The sequence below is a fragment of the Veillonella fallax genome, from assembly GCF_020687175.1.
GTDB classification, from domain to species: Bacteria; Bacillota; Negativicutes; order Veillonellales; family Veillonellaceae; genus Veillonella; species Veillonella fallax.
In genome coordinates this window covers 1-16422 of sequence record NZ_JAJEQD010000024.1, presented here as the reverse complement: position 1 = coordinate 16422, position 16422 = coordinate 1, and the positions used below count along the sequence as shown (strand labels likewise).

The 16422-nt window shown below is 38.5% G+C and carries 11 protein-coding genes; 7 read left to right on the top strand and 4 right to left on the bottom strand.

The window, feature by feature from the left end; translation table 11 throughout:
- Together LKD20_RS08935 and LKD20_RS08930 are read left to right on the top strand one after the other, a co-directional pair.
- Nucleotides 1-4072: YadA-like family protein (locus LKD20_RS08935; protein ID WP_227721540.1), on the top strand; the 4072-nt coding region annotated here is incomplete at its 5' end.
- Between the two features lie 336 nt (nt 4073-4408).
- Nucleotides 4409-5818 carry an MATE family efflux transporter gene (locus tag LKD20_RS08930; RefSeq protein WP_227721539.1) on the top strand — a complete coding sequence of 470 codons (1410 nt, stop codon included), beginning with the start codon at nt 4409-4411 and terminating at the stop codon, nt 5816-5818.
- A 230-nt stretch (nt 5819-6048) separates the two neighbouring features.
- Here the strand turns inward: LKD20_RS08930 and LKD20_RS08925 are convergent, their stop codons facing one another.
- Entirely contained in the window at nt 6049-6756 is a 708-nt protein-coding gene (locus LKD20_RS08925; protein WP_227721538.1) for a glutamine amidotransferase, read from the bottom strand.
- Nucleotides 6757-7017: 261 nt separating this feature from the next.
- On the opposite strand from LKD20_RS08925, the gene LKD20_RS08920 reads away from it, so the two are divergent.
- The 4 genes from LKD20_RS08920 to LKD20_RS08905 all read left to right on the top strand — a co-directional run bounded on the left by LKD20_RS08920 (nt 7018) and on the right by LKD20_RS08905 (nt 11034).
- Nucleotides 7018-7713, top strand: coding sequence for an aquaporin (locus LKD20_RS08920; protein ID WP_227721537.1), 696 nt, complete (start codon nt 7018-7020; stop codon nt 7711-7713).
- Between the two features lie 197 nt (nt 7714-7910).
- Complete coding sequence (locus tag LKD20_RS08915) at nt 7911-8930, top strand: OmpA family protein (protein ID WP_227721536.1); 1020 nt, start codon at nt 7911-7913, stop codon at nt 8928-8930.
- A gap of 191 nt (nt 8931-9121) precedes the next feature.
- Nucleotides 9122-10243 carry an AI-2E family transporter gene (locus tag LKD20_RS08910; RefSeq protein WP_227721535.1) on the top strand — a complete coding sequence of 374 codons (1122 nt, stop codon included), beginning with the start codon at nt 9122-9124 and terminating at the stop codon, nt 10241-10243.
- A gap of 134 nt (nt 10244-10377) precedes the next feature.
- Nucleotides 10378-11034: a peptidase gene (locus tag LKD20_RS08905; RefSeq protein WP_227721534.1), complete on the top strand. Its 657-nt coding sequence runs from the start codon at nt 10378-10380 to the stop codon at nt 11032-11034.
- An 81-nt stretch (nt 11035-11115) separates the two neighbouring features.
- On the opposite strand, the gene LKD20_RS08900 is transcribed toward LKD20_RS08905, so the two are convergent.
- Both LKD20_RS08900 and sstT read right to left on the bottom strand, forming a co-directional pair.
- Complete coding sequence (locus tag LKD20_RS08900; protein WP_227721533.1) at nt 11116-12633, bottom strand: dihydrolipoyl dehydrogenase family protein; 1518 nt, start codon at nt 12631-12633, stop codon at nt 11116-11118.
- Nucleotides 12634-12883: 250 nt separating this feature from the next.
- The gene (sstT, locus tag LKD20_RS08895; protein ID WP_105090260.1) at nt 12884-14104 is read right to left on the bottom strand and encodes a serine/threonine transporter SstT; all 1221 of its coding nucleotides are present in this window, start codon (nt 14102-14104) and stop codon (nt 12884-12886) included.
- Nucleotides 14105-14447: 343 nt separating this feature from the next.
- On the opposite strand from sstT, the gene LKD20_RS08890 reads away from it, so the two are divergent.
- A complete protein-coding gene (locus tag LKD20_RS08890) occupies nt 14448-15194 on the top strand; it encodes a ubiquinone/menaquinone biosynthesis methyltransferase (RefSeq protein ID WP_227721532.1) in 747 nt (248 codons plus the stop codon).
- Here the strand turns inward: LKD20_RS08890 and LKD20_RS08885 are convergent.
- Nucleotides 15175-15906 carry an SIMPL domain-containing protein gene (locus LKD20_RS08885; protein ID WP_105090262.1) on the bottom strand — a complete coding sequence of 244 codons (732 nt, stop codon included), beginning with the start codon at nt 15904-15906 and terminating at the stop codon, nt 15175-15177. The two genes, LKD20_RS08890 and LKD20_RS08885, sit on opposite strands and share 20 nt — an antisense overlap.
- Nucleotides 15907-16422: the final 516 nt, after the last annotated feature.

Below are 16422 nucleotides of genomic sequence, written 5' to 3'. Positions count from 1 at the left end.
GGTTGGTAAAGACGACAAAGTTCAATTGATCGCAGGTGAAAACCTCACAGTGAACCAAAACGAACGAGACTTCACATACTCCTTGAATAAAGACCTTGTGAAGATGAACTCTGCAACCTTTGAAGCAACAGGTGGTAAAACAACTGTTATTACAGGCGATAGCATTGCACAAACTGATGGTACTAAGACTAATACATCTACAGCGGCTGGTAATACAGTAGCTGATGGTGGTAAATCTACAGCAACTACAGCTGATGGTACAACAGTAACCAATGCTAATGGTAATACTAATTACGCAGCTGATGGTGTACGTATCAATACAACAGGTAAAAACCCTGTATCCTTGACTGATGCTGGTTTGGATAATGGCAATAATGTCATTAAAAATGTAGCAAGTGGCCATGTAAATAATGATGATACAGATAACACAAATGCAGCTAACATCGCAGATGTTAAAAAGGCTACTACTACAGTAACTGCTAACAATGGTGAAGCAGCAAATGCTACAACAGGTAATGTAACCCTTACATCTACAACGGCAGCTGATGGTCATACTATCTATGACGTAAAACTCAACGATACAGTGACCCTTGGTACTGGTGCTAACGCTGTAACAATCGATGGTACAGCTGGTAAAGCAACGATTGGTTCCTCCGTTGTGGATGGTGTGAACAACACAATCACAACTGGTGGTTCTAATGCTGTTAAGTTAGATGGTGCTGCTGGTACTGTAAAAACTGGTACTGTAACGGTAACTGGTGGTACTACAAACGATATTACTGGCTTGTCTAACACAACTGTAACTAGTGCAGACTTTGCAACAAAAGGCCGTGCCGCTACGGAAGAACAATTGAAACAAGTAGGGGAACAAACATGGCAAATCACTGCTGACAAAGATGCTACAACTTCTGGTAACCAAACAGGTACTAAGAAGGATGCTAAGGTTGGTAAAGACGACAAAGTTCAATTGATTGCAGGTGAAAACCTCACAGTGAACCAAAACGAACGAGACTTCACATACTCCTTGAATAAAGACCTTGTGAAGATGAACTCTGCAACCTTCGAAGCAACAGGTGGTAAAACGACTGTTATTACAGGCAGTAGCATTGCTCAAACAGATGGCACTAAGACTAATACATCTACAGCGGCTGGTAATACAGTAGCTGATGGTACTAAGTCCACAGAAACAACTGCAGCTGGTCAAGTGATTAAAGATGGTGCTAAGACTAATACATCTACAGTTGATGAAAACACATTAGTTGATGGTGCAAAATCTAATAAGACTACTGTAGATAGTAATGTAATTGATGATGGCAATGGCAATGTAAATACATCTAATGCGACATCCAATACAATTACCGATGGTACAAACACTACCGAAGCGACTGCTAGCACTGTAACTGTTAAAGATAATGCTGGTAACAGCACAGTTATCACTAAAGATACGCTTACAACAGGTACTGGCGCTAATAAGGTGACTGTTGATGGTACTGCTGGTAAGGTAACAGCAGGTTCTGCAGTGGTAGATGGTGTGAATAACACAATCACTACAGGTGGTGCTAACACTGTTAAATTAGATGGTGCTGCTGGTACTGTTACTGGTTTAACAAATACAGCATGGACACCAGGTGTTACAAAAGCTATGTCTGGTCGAGCTGCAACAGAAGATCAATTACAACAAGTATCTGATGCAGTAGGTGCTGGTTGGAATATAAACTCTGGTACAGTGGCTGGTTCCACTGGTGAAGCTAATGGCTCAGCTAAGACTAAGATCTCTAGTGGTGAAGAGGTTCAATTACAAGCTGGCAATAACCTCATTATTGACCAAAATGGTAAAACATTATCATATTCCTTGAATAAAAATCTTAAAGATATGGAATCTGCTATATTCAATGCCACTGGTGGAAAAACAACTGTTATCAAAGGCGATAGTATCGTTCAAACTGATGGTGGTAAAACGAATACATCTAACGCGGCTGGTAACACTGTTGTAGATGGTACAAAATCCACAGCCACTACGGCAGCGGGTACTACAATCACTGATGGTGCTAAAACGAATACAAGCACAGCAGATAAAAATGTGATTAATGATGGTGCAGGCAATACAAACACATCGAATGCAACATCTAATACGATTGCAGATCCAAATGGTAATACGAATACTGCAACAGCAACTAATAACACATTGGCAGATAATGCGGGTAACTCTAATGTGTCTAATGCTACAAGCAATAGCTTGACAGATAATGCAGGTAATTCTAATGTATCTAATGCGACTAGCAATACATTGAAAAATGCGGCTAGTGATGAAACTAAGGTAGACGCTAAAGGTGCAACTGTTAAAGATGCAGCAGGTAATACAACAAATGTTGCTGCTACTGGTGCAACTGTAACAAATGCAGCAGGCGATACTACTAAGGTTGAAGCGACTGGTACAACTGTGGCGGATGCTGCTGGCAACAAGGCTACTTTCACTAAGGATGGTGTAACAATTACAAAACCTGGTAAAGATACAGTGTCCTTAACGGGTAATGGTCTTGATAATGGCAATAATAAGATTGTTAATGTAGCTGATGGTACAAATGATACAGATGCTGTTAATGTACGCCAATTAGATGCTAAGACTAAGGCGGCAACGACTGAGTTGACTGCTAATGGTGGTGAAAGCGCCGATAATACGACAGGTAATATTGTGTTGACTAAAACCACTGCTCCAGATGGACATATCATTTACGATAACAAGTTGAATGATAAGATTACCTTAGGTGCAGCTGATCCAACAAAAGCGATTACTGTAGATGGTACAAATGGCACGATCAAAGCCGGTAAAGATGGTAATGCTGTAGCTATTAATGGTACAGATGGCACAATTAAAGCTGGTGATGGTACAAATGCTGTTGCTATTGATGGCGTTAATGGTTCTGTGAAAGTAGCAGATAAAATTGCCCTTAATGGTAAGGATGGTAAGGCCGCTATTGGTACAGTAGGTATTGATGGCAAAGATGGCATCATTACTACAGGTGGTAATAATCCTGTTGCTGTAAATGGTAAAGATGGTGTTGTAACAGGTTTAACCAATAAAACATGGGATCCGAATAACATTACTTCTGGCCGTGCAGCCACTGAAGATCAAGTACAATCTGCTGTAGCTAATGCAGGCTGGGATGCTACTGTTGGTACAGAAGGTTCTGGTGTAAATAGCACACCAAGTGCAATACCAGAAAAAATTAGACCAAATGAAACGCTTACTTTCAAAGCAGGCAATAATATGATGGTTAGCCATGCAGGTAAAACAATTAGCTATGCTGTAAATCCAGATCTGACAGATATGAAATCTGCTACATTTAAAGATGCAGCTGGTAACACAACTGTAATAAATGGTAATGGCATAACAATTACACCTGGTAGTGCAAATCCGAATAACCCTAATGCAGGTCCTGTATCCTTGACTAAGGATGGCCTCAATAATGGTAATAATCAAATTAAAGGTGTAGCACCTGGTTCTGATGATACAGATGCTGTGAATATTGGTCAGTTGAAAGCATCCAATGCAAAAATGGGTGATGCCATTGGTCAAGTCGCAGGTGAAGTACAACGTGTAGGTGCGCATGCAGCAGCGATGGCAGCGTTGAAACCAATTCAATATGATCCATTAGAGCCAACTCAAATTATGGCAGGCGTAGGCAACTACCGTGGTGAAACTGCAGCAGCACTTGGTCTTGCGCATTACACTAACGAAGATACTATGTTCAACGTAGGTGTTTCTGTTGGTGGCAACCATAATATGGTGAATGCTGGCGTAACCCATAAATTTGGTTCTAGCCCAGAAAAGAAAAACATTCCTGACCGTTACAAAGCAGGCCCTATTAGCTCTGTATATGTAATGCAAGATGAGGTATCTAGCCTCAAGAAGGAAAATGCTGAACAAAAATATGTTATTGCTGATCAAGCAGCTCGTCTAAATACATTGGAAGCCGAAAATGAACGTCAACGTCAAGAATTGGCTGAAACAAAACAAGGTTTAGATGATTTGCGCGCAGCAGTGGACAAATTGTTAGCAGCTAAAGGTTAATCAGTATAGAGTAAGATAATCGATACTGAGTAATCTAACACTCTAGTCTTTAAAGCTTTATTTGAAATACCTCCTTTGTTTTAGTGAGATACAATTTCAATATCTGTTGTTTTGAAGAACTGGAGTTGTAAAAAGAAACCCCTTACTTATCACGTTTATACCCTGATGGGTATAAGTGGATAGGTAAGGGGTTCTTTTGCTATTTTGATATAGATTATTAAATAAAAACATAATATATGAATGACTTTTCATGTATTGTTGTGATATAATACAGAAGATATTAGGAGATAAGAATTTTGCTCCACCTTGTACGATCTTGCATGAATAGGAGTTACTATGTTAGACCGCATACAACGATGGCTTTCTGTTGATACTATGCTGCCTGCTACAGAACGATTGGGGCCTATAGGAACCACTAAGCAGCTGTATGGTCGTTATTTAAAAATAGCTTGGCCCGCTACATTACAAGGCTTGATGTTACAGTTTATGACTGCCATAGACTTAGCGATGGTTGGTGCTTTAGGGGCATCCGCACTTGCTTCAGTAGGTATCATGGGACAGCCAGAGATGGTAATGCTCATATTCTGTCGAGCCTTATCCATTGCAGTCACAGCGATTATAGCTCGACGGCATGGCGAGGGTGAAGTGGATGGTATGAATGCTGTTCTTAAGCAGTCCATCCTGTTGAACTTCTTGATTTATGCACCTTTATTGGCCATATGTTTCTTTAATTTAGAGCATATTTTACGCTTTACCGGTGCTGAAGATGGCTATATTGAGACCGCTGTTTGGTATGGACGTTTTATTGTTATTAGTCTTATATTCCAGTCCTTTAGTCAGATTGTAGGGGCTGCTCTTATTGGGTATGGCAATACAAAGGTCATTTTTAAATCGAATGTGGTAGGGAATATTCTAAACACCATCATGAATTTTTTCCTAATTTATGGCATAGGGTTCTTCCCTGAGCTTGGCGTCATGGGCGCTGGTGTATCTACAATGATTAGTAGTGCTGTCATTGCTCTATTATTACTGCGTACGATTTCTCAACATACGACTACAGGTTTAACCTTGCGCCATCCTTCAAAATGGAAGTTCGAACGATCCGTGTTACATACTATGTTCCACGTAGGTGGTAGTTCACTAGGGGAACAATTCTTTGAACGGTTTGGTATGTATACTTACACTATGATTGTCGCATCGTTAGGGGCGGTTCCACTAGCTGCTCATTATGTATGTATGAATTTGATGGATATATTCTACTACTTCGCTATGGGTCTTGGCTTTGCTGGTGCGTCCCATACGGGTCAGAGTTTAGGTCATAAACGGCCGGATATTGCAAAAACCTATGGGAAAATTGGTGCCCGTATAGGTCTCGTTGTAGGCCTTGTCAGTGCATTGATTTTTATTGGCCCTGGGGATCTCTTAGTACAATTGTATACACGTGAAAGTGAAGTAGTTATGTTAGCGGGGGCTTTAATGGGCATTATGGCTATTGCTGCATTCCCACAAGCGCTGCAACAAGTATACTCTGGTGTACTAAAAGGGGCAGGGGACACCTATTACATTATGAAATACTCCCTTGTTAGTGTAGCCATAATACGACCTATAATTACTTACCTATTGTGTATCACCTTTGGTTTAGGATTATTAGGGGCATGGTTATCTTTATGTTTTGACCAGTCACTTCGTTTATGTTGTTCTTACGTACGATTTATTCGTGGGGCGTGGCAGCATAAAATTGTTTAAAATATCAATATTTGTATATGAGTATCATTCTTATATTGAAAAAATTAAAATAATTTATGAAAGGTTTATGAAAAAACTTCTTGCCTATTCAATTTGTTTAATGTACAATACCAAATGTGGAAAAAATGACACATTGGGGAATGTGTTATATGACCAGAACATCTTATGTAAGGGATATATATAAGAACGAAATAAGAACCGCCTTAGTATTACTAAGGCGGTTCTTATTTTTATAAATGATTTTGTTCAAGCCAAGCGATACAAGCGGCTTTACCGGCAGCAGGCAACTCTTGACGGAGACGTTTTGCATCTTCTCTTAGTTTAGGAATGTCGATACCTGCATTAGAAAGCTCTGCACAATGGCCTACAAGCCAACTTTCAATTACAGCAGGATCAGCCTCCATATGGAATTGAAGTGCTAGGATATGAGTGTCTACGGAGAATGCTTGATTTGGACATAGCTCTGTTTTAGCAAGACGCACTGCACCTTTAGGAATTTCGAATTCATCACCATGCCAGTGAAGGACAGGTACATTACCAAGCAATGCTAGAGGGGAGGAAGCCCCTTCAGGTGTATATTCTAGTGGTCCAAAGCCAATTTCTTTTTTGCCATGTTTCATAGGCCCTACGTGACCGCCCATAATACGGGATATGAGTTGGGCACCTAAACAGATGCCTAGTAATGGTTTTTGGCTATTTATACGATCTGTAATAAATTTGATTTCATCTGTTAAGAAAGGATAGAGCTCTTCATCGTACGCGCCAATAGGGGCACCGCAAACGATGATTAAATCAGCCTCTGTCGCATCATAGTGTTCGAAATTGGCAAGGGGGGCCTCAATGTATGTTAGTTCAAACCCTCGATCAATAAGGACTGACTCTAAAATACCGGCATTTTCAAAGTTAATATGACGTACAATATAAGCTGTTTTACTCATGGTTTCTCCTATATAAGTACTATTTACAATAGAAATCTCTACAAAATATGCATCACTAGTATAACACATTCTATAGAATTTATTGTGTGATGAAAATCATGATATTAACATCTCATTATAGAAAAACATTTTGTAAAATTATATCGAAAAAAGTCGTTGACATAATTTATAAAATGTTTATACTAATGAGAGTAACATGAATAACCCTAAGAGAGGGATCATGCCTTTTTAGTTCATAAAGGTATTGTAAGGAGAAAGAACATGAACAAGTATATTGCTGAATTTATTGGCACAATGATTTTGGTATTCTTTGGTACTGGCACTGCTGTTGTAACAGGCGGTTTTACTGGTGGTCTAGGTTTAGGTTACTTGGGCGTTGTAGCCATTGCATTGGCTTTCGGTTTGACAATCGTTGCTGGCGCATATGCAATCGGTCACGTATCTGGTTGCCATGTAAACCCTGCAGTATCCATTGGTGTATGGCTTTCTGGCCGTATGTCCGTTAAGGATTTTGCTGGTTATGTAGTAGCTCAAGTTATTGGTGCTTTTGCAGGTACAGGTTTATTGAGTGTAGTCGTAAATGGTTCTGAAACACTTTCTGGTTTTGGTGCTGATGGCTATGGTACATTGAGTGCTGTGGGCCTTTCTATGGGCGGTGCATTTGTAGTGGAAACATTCCTTACATTTGTATTTGTACTTGTAATTCTTGGTGTAACAGCTAGTGAAAAAACATCTGCTCTTGCAGGTCTTGTAATTGGTGCTACATTGACAATGGTTCACTTGATCGGTATTCCATTGACTGGTACATCCGTAAACCCAGCTCGTGCATTAGCTCCAGCTGTATTCACAGGTGGTGAAGCATTGGCTCAAGTATGGCTCTTCATCGTTGCTCCTTTAGTAGGTGGTGCGATTGCAGCTGTATTCCATCGTGCATGGTTCTCTGTGAAAGATAATTAATTTAAATATAACGCCTACGAGTGTAGGCGTTTTCTTTTTTGAATATAAAACATATAACATCCGCATATAGATAAAATTCGAATTTTTCATAATAAATTCATAAAAATATTGAAATTTATCGAAAAATTGTGTAAAATGAAAATATATTATTGCCAAAGGCCTGTGTATTGTTTAGGCTGTTATTGGAGGGAATTATAATGAACAAAAAATTATTAGCTTTATTGGCAGTTGCTGCTGTAGGCGTATCCGTAGCTGGCGCAACTCCACAAACTCAATTTAACAAAGGTGAATTCCAAGTTGATCTTGGTGCAGCTAGTGTTGAAGCAAAAATGGATAGTGGCAAAGATGCTCACAAATGGAACTTCGATGGTGGTTTGACTTATGGTTGGTCTAACAAAACTGGCATTCAATATGGTTACCATGGCTTGAATTCTAAACATCATGATACTGATATGCATGAATTGAACTTAGTTCGTTCTTTGAACAAAAATGTTGCAGTATATGGTGGTTATGCTCGTATTCATAATCATGATGCTGGTGGTACTAACAACATTGCGCAAGCAGGTGTGATTGGTAAAGCTAACCTTGGCTCTAAAGTAGAAGTTTATGGTAAAGCTGGTTTAGGTACTAAGAAAACTACAGTTTTAGAGGCTGGCTTAGGCTATAAAGTAAGAGAAAACTTAGATATCAATGCTGGTTACCGTTATATCAACACTCAAGCAACTGAAGACAAAAATATCTCTTTCCAAGGTCCAGTAGTTGGCTTGTCCTACCGTTTCGGTGGTCAAAAATCCGAAGCTCCTGTATACACTCCAGCTCCGGCTCCTGTATACACTCCAACTCCTGTAGTAGAAGCTCCTGTATACAAAACTCCTAAATTGGATTACTATGTAGAATCCATCTACTTCGATTCCGACCAAGATGTAGCTCGTGCAGACCAATATCCAAACTTAACAGCTGCTGTAAATGCTGCTAACCAATACTCTCAAGACCAAGTTAAATTGTTGGGTAATGCTGATACTGACGCAACTCCTCAATACAACGTTGGCTTGTCTGAACGCCGCGTACAATATGTAGCTCAATACTTAGTAAACAACGGCGTATCTGCTGATCGTTTAATCGGTATTGCTAATGGCGACACTAAACCAGTTGCAACTAACTCCACTGCAGCAGGTAAAGCTGAAAACCGTCGTGTAGACGTTTACATTCATCGCTAATCTTCAATCTAATTTAGATTAGACATACAATATAGTCCACCTTCTATCATGCTCTCGTGTTCATCGGGGGACCGAGCATGTGATAAGGTGGACTTTTGTGTTATACTAAGCTTGCATACAATCGTAGGTCATACAATGTTCATTAAGTTTTGGTAATGTATGCGTTGTGAGTATAGTAAAGTAGGTTATATATGAAAAGATTTAAGTATTATAAACCGCTCATAGGGGCCATAATATTGGCGGGTGTTATGATTATGATGGCACTGCGTATCAGCGATATTGCTAATGCTATTGATGCCGTCGTTACAGCTTTTGTTCCGCTTATAGTAGGTGCTTGTATCGCATTTGTCCTCGATATTCTCGTTGTGCGTTATGAACGCTGGCTGTGGCCTAAGAGTAAAACTGGTTGGAAAGATAAAATTAGACGACCTTTAAGTCTTGTATTATCCTTTGTTACTATCAGTGCTATCGTGTATTTCATTGCTCGCATGGCGATTCCACAATTGATTCATTCTATGTCGATTATCGTAGCTTCTTCGCCGCAGTTGTATACAGATTTCCAAACATGGATGCAACACTTTACAGAAACCATTCCAATGGCCTCCAATCAAACTCTTATGGATACCTTGAGTGGTGAAAGTATTGTTAAATATACTCGCGAGTGGGGCACAAAGGGTGGTACATACCTAGTTAATGCGATGGGGACAGCCTTATCGTGGACTTTGAATATAGGTTTAGGTTTAATCTTTGCCATTTATATGTTGCTCGATAAAGAGCGACTTATGATGCAAGGTAAACGAATCCTAAAAGCCTATGCATCTGATGAGTGGGTTAATCGTGTTAGTTATGTGACACGCGTAGCTGTTCAAACTTTTAGTAACTTCTTTGTAGGTCAGTTTATAGATGCCTTGATTTTAGGTATTATGGTGGGCATTTCATTGTGGGCATTTAATATCGAATATGCTACTACGATTGCCTGTGTTATTGGTCTTACTGCATTAATTCCATTGCTAGGTATTTATGTAGGGGGCGTTATAGGCGCAGTTATCTTACTTACTGTTAGTCCTATGGATGCATTAATCTATGTGATTATATTAGAGGTTCTTCATCAAATTGAAAGTAACTTTATTTATCCTAAGATTGTAGGTAATTCCGTTGGTTTACCTGGTTTGTGGGTATTTGCAGCCGTTATCGTAGGTGGTAGTTTAATGGGGGTTACTGGCATGTTGATTGGCGTACCTTTGGTGGCAACATGTTACAAATTACTTATGACTGATGTAAACGATCGACTTGCATCGAATGAAGGTTTATAGTATATTGTCTAAATAATATATCTATTTATGTATGTTTTGTGTGCTGTTGTATATAGCACGAACTTATAGTAATTCTAGTATACGGATGACTTTTACTATTGGTGAAAGCATTGTATATAGTAGGAGGATATGTAATGAATAAAAAGTTAATTTCTATGGCATTAACAGGTGTATTGGCAGTTGGCGTATTGTCCGTTGCTACACCAAGTGTAGCTGATGCGCGTAAAACAAAACCTGAAACAAGTACTGATATTTCTGTACAACGTGCACCAGGCGAATCCATGGTTATGACTATGAGTAAAATTGGTACTATTTTCCAAAACCGTTTTCCTAATGCAGCACTTCATTCTGTAGAGCTTAACTCCAATGATTTGAACTATGGTTACAAAGTAGTAGGCTATAGTAAATATCATCAATACAAAATGAAAATCGACGTAATCACTGGTAACACTTCCGATATGGATGAAGGCGGCAAACCTAAAAAAGTTATCGGTGAAATCTTCAATAAAGATAAAGTAATTGAAGCGTCTCAAGCTGAGCGCGTTGCAAAACAACAACTTGGTGCTGATGCAGTTGTAAAAGGTTGGAAAATCGAAGCTCATGAAGGTAAGATTCTATACTATATGACAATGCATCAAGACGGCAAAAAGACTGTAGTTACTGTAGATGCTGAAACAGGTGCTTATGTAGGTCAAACTAAATCCAGTAAATTACCTCCTGAACCAGATCAAGGCTTCGATGGTCGCAGAACAAATATTATTTGGGATAACACCATTGATATGGGTCGTTAATCTATTTAGCGATATTATAAATAAAGAGCTGAAGATAAAATCTTCAGCTCTTTTATTTATATAATGGTTATATATTTATTATTACCAACGATTTTCGTAGTATACTTGTGTCCACATGATGACCTCTACAAGAGAAGGATGTGGACTCATAGTTTCGCCTACAGTGATAACGGACTTAGGATCCATAGCGCGAGTAATACCTTTTTCACGTAAACGTTTAGTACGTTCAGATGCGATTTCTTCATTAATAGCAGTCAATGGAGTTACACCGCTGTTCATAAGATTTACGTAAGGTTGGAAGAGGATAGATGCTTGAGGGCCTGTTACGTGCATACCTAGAATGTGGTTAGTGTCTTTGTCCACTACGATTTTAACGAAACCATCATTTACATCGCCAGGATTAATACCCATAGCATAACCTTTAGCCGTAGAGGAGTAGTAATTTTTACCAACACCTACATTATAGCCTGCTTTAATTGCTTCTGCTTCAGTAAGACCTACGCTACCGATTTCAGGGTAGGAGAAGGTAACCTTTGGCAATGTATCATAGCGTGCCCAACGGAAATCTTCTTCGTTTTTTGCAAAGTATAGATTATGGGCGATAATATCTGCTTCGTAGTTTGCGCGGTGGCGGAATGCGGGCTCGCCGTTTACGTCGCCTAAAGCATAGATACCATCAACGGATGTTTCAAGGAACTCGTTTGTTTTAATCCAGCCCTTTGGCCATGTTTCAATACCTGTATTTTCGAGATGGAGCTCTTCTACAGCAGGACGAATGCCGGCTGCTACGAGGATTTCTTCTACCTTAGTTTCTGTGATTTCACCAGTGCTGCGATCTTTAGTAACTACTACTTTAAGGCCATCTTCTTGACGGATTTCAACAGTGTCTTGGTTTAAGATTACATTGATGCCACGAGCTCGGTAGTTTTGAAGAAGATGTTCAGACATCTCTTCGTCTTCTTTAGGTACAAGGCGCACATTATGTTGAATGATGGTGACTTCAGTACCAGCAGCATCAAATACGTGACCGAATTCTACACCGATAGGACCAGCACCGAGTACTGCAAGAGATTTATATGGTTGTTTAGGGAATTTATCGCCAAAAAGGCTTTCACTAGAAAGATAACCTGCCTCTTGTAAGCCTGGTACATTCGGAATATTGCTATAGCCACCAGTACCAAGAATAATAGTAGGGGCTGTGATTTCTACAGTACCAGAGCCATCGTTGAGATGAATGTTCATAACCTTATCGGATACAAAGCTAGCTGCACCACGGTATACGTCAACATTATCGAAAGCGTTGTAATAATCGTAGATGCCTGCGGATTCGTCAATCTTAAACCATGTACGTTTAGAAACGGTGTCCCAGTCCATAGTAGCATCGCTAACATTAATACCGATTTTTTTGAATTCTTCTACCTCTTGGATTGCATTAGCTGCTGTAACCATAACCTTTGTAGGAATACAACCGCGAGTTAGGCATGTGCCACCAAATTTGCCTTTTTCAATGATAGCTACTTTTTTACCCACTTTGATAGCAGCATCAGCTACGATGGTTGCACCACCTGTACCAACTACAATAATATCGTATTGTTTCATGTTGATTCCTTTCTATTTATATCTATTAATAGTTATTATCATTAACTCTATTATAACATTATATTGAAGAAAATCAATATAGATGATTGTGTTCAATATAAACAATTATGATTAATATAAATATCTATATTGTTTGTTAGAGCATGTTCTTTATATTATACACTGAGTAGTACTGAAAGTAGTATAGTAAGGCTGATTTTTTATCTATTGAACACAAAAAAAGACGGTCCCGAAGGACCGCCTATAGGTGTTAATCCCAGTTTTCGTGATAGCCACGTTTTGCATAATCTGCAGTAGCTGTGAAGAGAATATCTGTACTGGAGTTAAGTGCTGTTTCAGTGGAGTCTTGTAAAACACCGATGATGAAACCTACACCTACAACTTGCATTGCAATATCATTGGAGATACCGAATAGAGAACAAGCTAGAGGAATTAGAAGTAGGGACCCACCAGCAACGCCAGAAGCGCCACAAGCACCGATTGTAGCAATGACAGATAAAAGGATTGCTGTAGGGACATCTACAACGATACCAAGTGTATGTGCAGCAGCTAATGTCATGATTGTAATTGTGATCGCTGCACCACCCATGTTGATAGTAGCACCCAATGGAATGGATACGGAATACATATCAGGGTTAAGTTTTAAACGTTTTGCTAAATCAAGGTTAACAGGAATGTTTGCTGCAGAGCTACGAGTAAAGAACGCATAGATAGCAGATTCACGCAAACATTTAAATACCAATGGATATGGATTGCGACGAAGGTATACAAAAGATAGAAGTGGATTTACTACTAATGCTACGAAAATCATAGAACCAAGTAGTAATACGAGTAATTGGAAGTAGCCGATTAAAGCTTCAATACCATTAGTAGCGATAGAGTCAGCTACGAGACCCATAATACCTAGAGGAGCAAAGCGGATAATCCAACCTACTACAGTTGTAATAGCTTGAGCGATAGACTCCATTACTTCTTTAGTATTCATTGGGGCATGGCGTAAAGCACCGCCAATGATAAGTGCCCAACCTAAAATGCCGATATAGTTAGCGGTCATTAAGGCTTTCACAGGGTTATCAACAATATTTTTTAAAAGTGTTTTCATAACCTCTACGATCCCTTGTGGTGGAGCTGCATCAGCTGCACTAGCTGCAAGGTGTAATGTAGTAGGGAACATAAAGCTTACGACTACAGCAAGTGCTGCAGAAAGGAATGTACCTAATAAATATAATGTGATTACAGATCCCATCCCAGTCTTTTGACCAGAACGATGTTTACTGATAGCTGCAATAACAAGGAAAAATACAAGGATTGGTGCAATCCCTTTTAAAGCACCAACAAAGAGAACGCCTAATAAAGCTAGTTCATTTGCCAATTCTGGCACGTATAGAGCTGTCAAAATACCAATAATCAAACCTATGATTATTTGTTGGATTAGACTGACTCTATTGATTGATTTTACAAATCGATTCATAGTACACTCCAATACTTAATAAAAACTAATAAAAGACCATGGAAAAGATATCTTTTCAACATGGACATATGTCATTATACAACGAACATAGATTGGTGGCAATAGAGAATATCATAGTCATTAATATATAGTTAAATTGGATCTACTGTGACTGATAACGATATTTATTTTGTAATATGCTAGTTTTAATAGTAGTGAATATATTACTTTAATTAAATATGTGCTCTTTACATAGTTACTATATATAGTATATATAATAGGATTCTTTTGATAGGCGTCATAGTATGATATACTATGCGAGTAAAGAGTTTGAATATAGTTCTTGATTAGTGAAAGGACCATAATGAATACGAAAGAATTTAAAACATATGCAGATAAAGAAGAGTTTGTGCAAGGTGTGTTCTCTAATATTGCTAAGAATTATGATTTGATGAATACAGTCTTGAGTTTTGGCCAAGATTATTACTGGCGCAAATTTTCTGTAAAAGCAATGAATATAGGTCCAAATCAACGAATACTTGATGTAGCTTGTGGCACTTGCGTGTTTACAAAAGAAGCATTACGTCAAGAGCCAACATTAAAGGTAGAGGCTTTGGACTTTAATAGTGAAATGCTTGATCAAGGTCGCGTACGCATTGAAGATGCTGGTTTACTAGATCAAGTTAATCTTGTTCAAGGTGATGCAATGGCATTACCATATGCAGATAATACATTTGATGCTGCTATGAGCGGCTTTGCAATGCGTAATGTACCAGATATTAAACAGGTATTATCTGAAATGCAACGTGTTGTAAAACCAGGTGGGAAAGTAGTTGTATTGGAGTTAGCGAAACCAAGTATGTTTGGTTTTAAACAATTATACAATTTCTACTTCTCCTATATATTACCTATTATAGGTAAATTAAGTAAGGATAATTCCTCCTATGCGTGGTTACCAGAATCCTTACGTAGATATCCTCATCAAAGTGAGATTCTTGAAATTTGGAACTCTTTAGGATATGAAAATGCCACCTATCATGAATTGACAGGCGGCATTGTAGCGGTCCACGAAGGTGTGGTACCAGAAAATTCTATTGTAAATAATAAGTAATATTAGCGTCTTGAGAAACTACTAATGATCCTTTTTCAACAGGAGTAGCAGTTTCGAGAGACGCTTTTAACATTATTGCGTTACGATAGTAACCAGAATCCATGGAGCTTGTTTGAGGTGTACTGATAGAAACTGTTTTTACAGGTCCTAATGTACGTCCAAGGGCTGCAGCGATAACCTCAGCTTTATGACGGCCATCTTGAATTGCTTCTGTAGTTAATGAATCAGATAGTTGTTGAGATACATCATTTTGGAAAGAAAGGTTGTTGATATCATTAGCCCCAGCGCTAACAGCAGCATCAACAGCTTTACCTACATTATCAAGATTATTGATTTTTACAGTTACACGATTAGACACATTATAACCTGTATTGATTCGTTTGCCATCTTGGTAATCGTTAGTAGGGTTAATAGAAATATTAGAGGTATAAATATCTTTTTTATCGATACCTAAATGACCTAACTTACTAATCAAATCACTCATGATGCGGTCATTGTTAGATTTTGCAGCATTGATGTTTGTGTTTTCGCTAGTAATACCAAGTGTTAAGATCGCATAGTTAGGTGCTACTGAACGAGAGGCTTGGCCAGTAATTTGAATTTCAGAGGAATCAAAGGTACCTTGAGGTGCAGCAAAGGCTGCAGTAGCCATAGTTGCACATACAGCAGCAATAGCAACTGTTTTAGATAATAAACGTTTGGATAATTTCATACTCAATCTCCTTACACATTATTATAGTATTAATTATAACTACTATAATAAAAGACTAAATTGAAATATAGTGCTCATTCAAAATTAAAATATAGTACTAAATAGTATATAACTATATAAGTGCATAAGTGAAAGAGTCTATATTACAGCTACATTATACAAAATAGGTTGTGTAAAATCAATCTTCAGTTTTTAGACTAGAAAATGAATGCGTAATGAAAGTTGTGTGAAATTGAGAATTAGGGGTTGCCATTATATTTTGGTTATACTATAATATGCATACAGTCGTTCGAGCGACTGTTTCTTAATGAGTGTAGCAATGCACTTAGAGGTTCAAAAGAACTTCAAAAAAGATTATAAAATGTGTTGACATGAAAATGTTCACATGTTATTATAATCAAGTCGTCAGATGGCGCTTCACTAAAGCGTGAAACTGATAACAGATCTTTGAAAACTGAACAATGATAGGTAATCAATCATATGATTGAACATATGCCAGAGTGCGGGTTTTGACAT